The 6000-nt window shown below is 35.0% G+C and carries 5 protein-coding genes and 1 pseudogene; 4 read left to right on the plus strand and 2 right to left on the minus strand.

From position 1 onward, the window contains the following. Positions 1–98: 98 nt before the first annotated feature. Complete coding sequence (ttcA, locus tag I2F23_RS10400) at positions 99–1004, minus strand: tRNA 2-thiocytidine(32) synthetase TtcA (protein ID WP_195772529.1); 906 nt, start codon at positions 1002–1004, stop codon at positions 99–101. A 783-nt stretch (positions 1005–1787) separates the two neighbouring features. Between ttcA and I2F23_RS10405 the strand changes: the two genes are divergently transcribed. From I2F23_RS10405 to htpX, 4 genes are all read left to right on the plus strand, one after another. Further along, positions 1788–3236, plus strand: a complete 1449-nt coding sequence (locus I2F23_RS10405; protein ID WP_195772530.1) for a mannitol dehydrogenase family protein — start codon at positions 1788–1790, stop codon at positions 3234–3236. After that, positions 3220–3636: a SemiSWEET family sugar transporter gene (locus tag I2F23_RS10410; RefSeq protein ID WP_195772531.1), complete on the plus strand. Its 417-nt coding sequence runs from the start codon at positions 3220–3222 to the stop codon at positions 3634–3636. The genes I2F23_RS10405 and I2F23_RS10410 overlap by 17 nt, the downstream gene beginning before the upstream one ends. Positions 3637–3767: 131 nt before the next feature. Further along, positions 3768–4544: a lytic transglycosylase domain-containing protein gene (locus I2F23_RS10415; protein WP_211140226.1), complete on the plus strand. Its 777-nt coding sequence runs from the start codon at positions 3768–3770 to the stop codon at positions 4542–4544. A gap of 118 nt (positions 4545–4662) precedes the next feature. Next, on the plus strand, positions 4663–5568 hold the full coding sequence (gene htpX, locus I2F23_RS10420; RefSeq protein WP_195772533.1) for a protease HtpX: 906 nt from the start codon (positions 4663–4665) through the stop codon (positions 5566–5568). A gap of 285 nt (positions 5569–5853) precedes the next feature. Here the strand turns inward: htpX and I2F23_RS10425 are convergent. Then, a pseudogene (locus I2F23_RS10425) lies at positions 5854–6000 on the minus strand (IS5/IS1182 family transposase); the annotation flags it as partial.

Genomic DNA, 6000 nt, shown 5'->3' on the forward strand with positions numbered 1-6000 from the left:
TAACATACTATTATTATTCATCATAAAATATAAACGATGATCATTATAATATTTAGATTTAGGTGTGATCTTCAAAGATCACACCTAATGAAAACTCATTATTCGGCTGCAAATCCTAAATTTACAACATCTAGTCGATTCTTCATTTCTTCAGGATTTTTAAGATCGAACTCTCGCTGTTCATCAAGTTTTTCAAAATCAAATAGATCACGATCTGCAAGTTGGGAAGGAGAAACATTTTGCAACGCACCAAATATGCTATGCAAACGTTTAGGATATTGCTTGTCCCACTCTCTTAACATGTCATTTAACATTGCACGTTGCAGATTTTCCTGAGAACCGCACAAGTTACACGGAATAATTGGAAACTTTCTCATCTCAGCATATTTAATAATATCCTTCTCTTCAACATAAGCTAAAGGACGTATTAAAATATTCTTTTTATCTGAAGATAATAATTTCGGTGGCATCGCTTTTAAGCTACCGCCATGAAACAGATTTAAGAAGAATGTTGCAATAATATCATCACGATGATGTCCTAAAGCAACCTTAGTTGCTCCTATTTCTTGTGCGAACCCATATAATGAACCACGGCGTAATCTCGAACATACTGCACAATATGTTTTACCTTCTGGCGTTAACCGTTTTGTAATGCTGTAGGTATCCTTTTCCAAAATATAATATGGAATATTGTTTGCTTCTAAATAAGCAGGCAAAACATCTTCAGGAAATCCCGGTTGCTTTTGGTCTAGATTGACCGCAATTACATCAAAGTTTACAGGTGCAACACGTTTAAAATTTAGCAGAATATCTAACAATGTATAACTGTCCTTACCACCAGAAATACATACCATCACCTTATCACCCTCTTCGATCATTTGATAATCACGAATGGCATGACCAACTTGGCGACGTAGCTTCTTTAACAACCGGTAATAAGATGAACTGGTCGGTAGCTCTGGTTTAAAATTAAATCCTTGTTTGGACTCAATTGGAGAGTACATAGACGATACAAACCCTTAAAAAAATATCGCACGATTCTATATGATTCCTATCAAATACGCATCTATGCAACATGAATTATTACGATAATTTTTTTGCCTATGCTTCCTTTGACAACTATTACATCTAGAGAACCAATTCAATCTATTTCATTAATCGTTCATATTTAAGGCTTTATAATGTACGTTTTTACTTCAAATATGAGAACATATTTAAGGGGAATGAATATAAAAGTAGTTTTCCACAAAACCTGTGGATAAATTTGTGGACTTTTTACTTCTTGACAAAACTTTCCCTAGTCCTAGTAAGGGTTTCGATTAAATTGATTAATTTTTAATCACATATAAAATATCATAAAAATCAAATACTTAATTAAGTCAAGATTAGATTAATGAAAAAAAAATAATTTTTTTTAGTTGACTCTTATAATTGCTTTATTTGTAAACACAATTACAATATATAGTGTATTTTTTAAACAAATATTCCGTAACATTATTAGTTAAAATGACTATTTCTTACAAAGTTGTTACTAAATCTATCAGTACCTACTTAAAGAATTTAATAAAAATTAATAAGCCAACATATTAAATGTAATCTATTGAAAAGTATAATCTTATTTTAAAATAAAGTTTATAAAAATCAATCAAAAAAATAATCAAAGATTTAAAATCCTTCTAGAAAGTATATAAAATAAGTACATTTTACAACCAATGATAAATTTTAATTTTCTAATCTTGTGATAAGCTAAAAACGAGCAAAAGAACCTCAATGAGGAAGGAGTAAGTTTGAATAAGCCCACGCTTAGATCTGATCCACCGAGTTCATGGTTACATTTAGGTGCAAGCGCATTTTTTAGAGCGCATCAAGCATATTACCTAAATCTGCTACACCAACTCGGTGATACATCATGGGAAATGTATCTAGCGAATATTCGCAATAGTAGTTCCCAAGATTTGTTACAGCAACTTAAAAGCCAAAACGGTAACTATACCTTAGAAGTTATTTCACCCGATGGTGAGATAAGTTATCAATCAATCAGTTGTGTTAAAAATATTATTCTTTGGAATCCCTCTATCTCTAATACAATAGAGATCGGTATCCAGAAAAATACTAAAATTATTTCATTCACTGTTACTGAGACAGGATACTATCTTACAGATCAAGGAAGTTTAGATCTTTGCCATCCAAGTATTCAAAATGATCTAAATTCAGAGAATGAAGTTGAAACATTATATGGCGCCCTTTACCCAATTCTTAATGAGCGTATGCATCAAAATGCGCCAATCACTCTCTTGAGTTGCGATAATCTCAGAAACAATGGAGATAGTTTTAGACAAGGTCTTATCGATTTTGTTAAAGCAAAAAATAATGAAGCACTTCTACTCTGGCTTTCTGACCACGTAGCCACACCTAATAGTATGGTTGATCGGATTACCCCTAAATTCGACGAAAGTACTCATGCACGTATGAAGAGCCATGGGCAACCTTACGATGCTGCACCAATTACATGTGAACATTATTCAAGATGGGTTATTCAAGATAAATTTGCAGATGCACATCCATCTTTGGCACGTGTTGGCGTCGAATTTGTTAAAGATGTTGCGCCTTACGAAGAGGCAAAAATTCGACTTCTAAATGCGAGTCATAGCGGTTTAGCATGGATGGGAGCTCTCACTGGGTATAGCTATATTCACGAGGTCTTAAAAGACCAATATATTAAAAATCTTATTCAAGAATACTCAGAAAAAGAAGTTGCTTTCGCATTAAAAAGCCATGGAATCGAAATCGACACTGCTTTTGAATGCAAAGGTATCTTAAATCGCTTTAGAAATCCCTATGTTAAAGATACCGTAGCGAGAGTTTCTTCAGATAGTATTTCTAAGTTGCATGGTTTTATTGTTCCTACAATTAAGGATTGTCTGAATCAAAATAAAATACCTCATGCCGCACTTAAAATTGTAGCACTTTACTTTTTATTCCTAGATAAGGCTTACCGCCAAGCTTTAACTTTCGCTTATGAAGATCGTGAATTTGAAACATTAGATCTTGAAGCTATCTTTACTTCGCCATCGCCAGAAATCGCTTTTACACAAACTGAGGCACTCTTTGGTTCTCTTACGACAAAAGCAGAATTCCAGCAACATTTAGTTAATGCTATACATGAAGTTAAACACCATTTTTTTGTATCGAGGCAAGAAAATAATGAGGATGTAAAAAATGAACAGTCAATATAAAAAAGATATTCTTCTTATTATTGGAACGATTATTGCGGTTACGATTTCTGTAATTTCACTTTACCATTGGCCTGTCGCCCTTGGTGCTCTTGCAGCATGGATCACAACAGGGTCGTTCTGCTTACAAGTCATACATATGATTCGTAAAAAAGATACAACAGGCGTTTCATTAGGCATGTATGCAGCTTTATTTTTTGGTGTGACCAGTTGGACTTTTTATGGTTATAAAATGAATGATATTCCTGTTATGTCTGCAAATGGTATCACTGCAATTTTAGCAATTACTGTCATTGTACTGAAACTTTATAACGAACGCCCGATCAAACAGAAAAAAGCAGCAAAAACGCGCTTAATGAAAAAATCTAAAGTGCGTGCAACTGTAAGACAGCAAATTGGTTAAAATTCATAGATATGGTGCTGTGAGTATTTGACATACTCGTAGCACTATTCGTCACTAACAAAATTTTGCTTGCTTTTTTCCTCTAAATTGCTAAAAATCCAACATAGTTCACAATTTTACTGAATCCTTGAATGCACATATTTAAGTTACTTTTTTCTATAAATTTATACCTGGGGATAAATATGCTAGCGCATGCTGGGCAGATTTACACCTATCAAGATGAAAAGGGTGCTTATTTATTTACTAACCAAGCCCAGAAAAACACACTATTAAAAACCGTTAAAATTACCTATTACCCAGACAGTAATATACACTCATATCGCAATTGGGGCGGTTCAGAAGCATCTGTCTTGCCTAGTTTTAGTAAAAATAAAAACTTATTTGATGTACTTATACACCGATCTGCTCAACAGCATGGTATTCCTGCTGGGTTAATTAAAGCAATTATGCATACAGAATCTGGCTTTAATGTGAGAGCCACTTCTCCGGTAGGTGCTCAAGGGCTTATGCAACTTATGCCTGCAACTGCAAAACGTTTTAACGTCAAAGATAGCTATAATGCTGAAGAAAATATTCATGGTGCAGCGCAATATTTAAGTGTTCTTCTCAAACGATTCAATGGAAATACCACTCTTGCACTTGCAGCGTATAATGCAGGTGAAGGAAATGTACAGAAATATGGTGGTATACCACCTTTTAGAGAGACTCAAGACTATATAAAACGTGTTTTAAACCGTTACAATAATCTCTATCGTGCAGAGCTACAGCTTACAAGCAGTCAGAACCAGACAGAGCGTTTGCAAGCACAGTCACTGAATACAACACGTATTACTCCTACCATCAAACACGAGTCAAAAATCATACAATTATCCGATGGTACATATACCTCAGTAACTGTACATAATTAGCAATTTAATACCAATTTATTGAAAAAATACTTGAATTTTAAAATATCAAACTACATATTAGTAGAGAGAACACTCTCCTATAAGAGTGTCTATTTTTTATTATAAGAGGATATACTCAATGATGCGGATTGGTTTGTTTTTGCTAACCAACCTCGCGGTACTGGTTGTCGCTGGTCTTATTTTGTCAGTATTAGGTGTCGGAAGTTATCACGGTGCCGGTGGTTTAAAGCTCGGTAATTTACTGGTCATGTGTTTTGTATTTGGCATGGTTGGTTCCCTCATTTCTTTGTTCATGTCGAAGTGGATGGCAAAGATGTCAACAGGTACGGAGCTGATTAACCCCAATGCACCACGTAACCAAGCAGAAGTATGGTTATTACAAACTGTTGCTGAATTATCGCAACGTGCTGGCATTAAAATGCCTGAAGTAGGTATTTTTCCATCGTATCAGTCTAATGCCTTTGCCACAGGTTGGAATAAAAATGATGCTCTCGTTGCTGTTTCAAGTGGAATACTTGAAAACATGAGTCAAGACGAGCTTCGTGCCGTAATTGGTCATGAAATTGGCCACGTTGCAAATGGTGATATGGTTACCCTATCTTTAGTACAAGGTGTTGTAAACACGTTCGTCATGTTCTTTGCACGTGTTGTGGGAGATTTTATCGATCGTAACTTGCTTGGTCGTGAAGATGGAGATCCACCTGGAATTGCTTATTTTGTGATTACAATGGTGTTAGATATCGTCTTTGGTGTACTCGCAAGTGCAGTTGTAATGTGGTTCTCACGCTACCGTGAATATCGTGCAGATGAAGCAGGTGCACAACTTGCAGGTAAACAAGCTATGATCAACGCTTTACTACGCTTAAAAGCAGAAAGTGGTATGCCAGATCAAATGCCAAAAGAGATGAAAGCACTCGCAATTACAGAAGGAAAAAGCGAAGGATTCAGTCTAGCTGCTCTCTTTCAAACGCACCCAAGTATTGATGAAAGAGTTGAAGCTTTACAACGCTATAACTGCCCATAATATTTATTGTTCGAATGAAAGCCTCCATTATTGGGGGCTTTTTATTTATAAATTCTGACAAAAAAAAAGCCATACTCTGTCAGTAGGAGTATGACTCAAAAATAGGAAATACAGCAGAATTCCTATGGTTTTCACTATAAAATTGTTAACTTAAAAAAAACTTAATTTAATGTATTTTATGACTTATTCCTCTTTATACTGTGAAAAAATATCTATCACTTATTCATATCAACGGCTTTGTTGCACAAAGGTTTGAAAGGCAGAGCTATCCTAATTGAGCCAAATTTAAGTAGTAACTTGGGTATGAGGGCGACCTAGCTCGGTGAATTTATTCAAGACTGCTATGCGTGCATGAATTTCATTTACCTGACTAGGGAAACTCCTTGCTGTTAATTTATCGCCTAATAATTTGATGCAATGCATCTTGGTTTC

The sequence above is a fragment of the Acinetobacter pollinis genome, from assembly GCF_015627175.1.
In the GTDB taxonomy this organism is placed as follows: Bacteria; Pseudomonadota; Gammaproteobacteria; order Pseudomonadales; family Moraxellaceae; genus Acinetobacter; species Acinetobacter pollinis.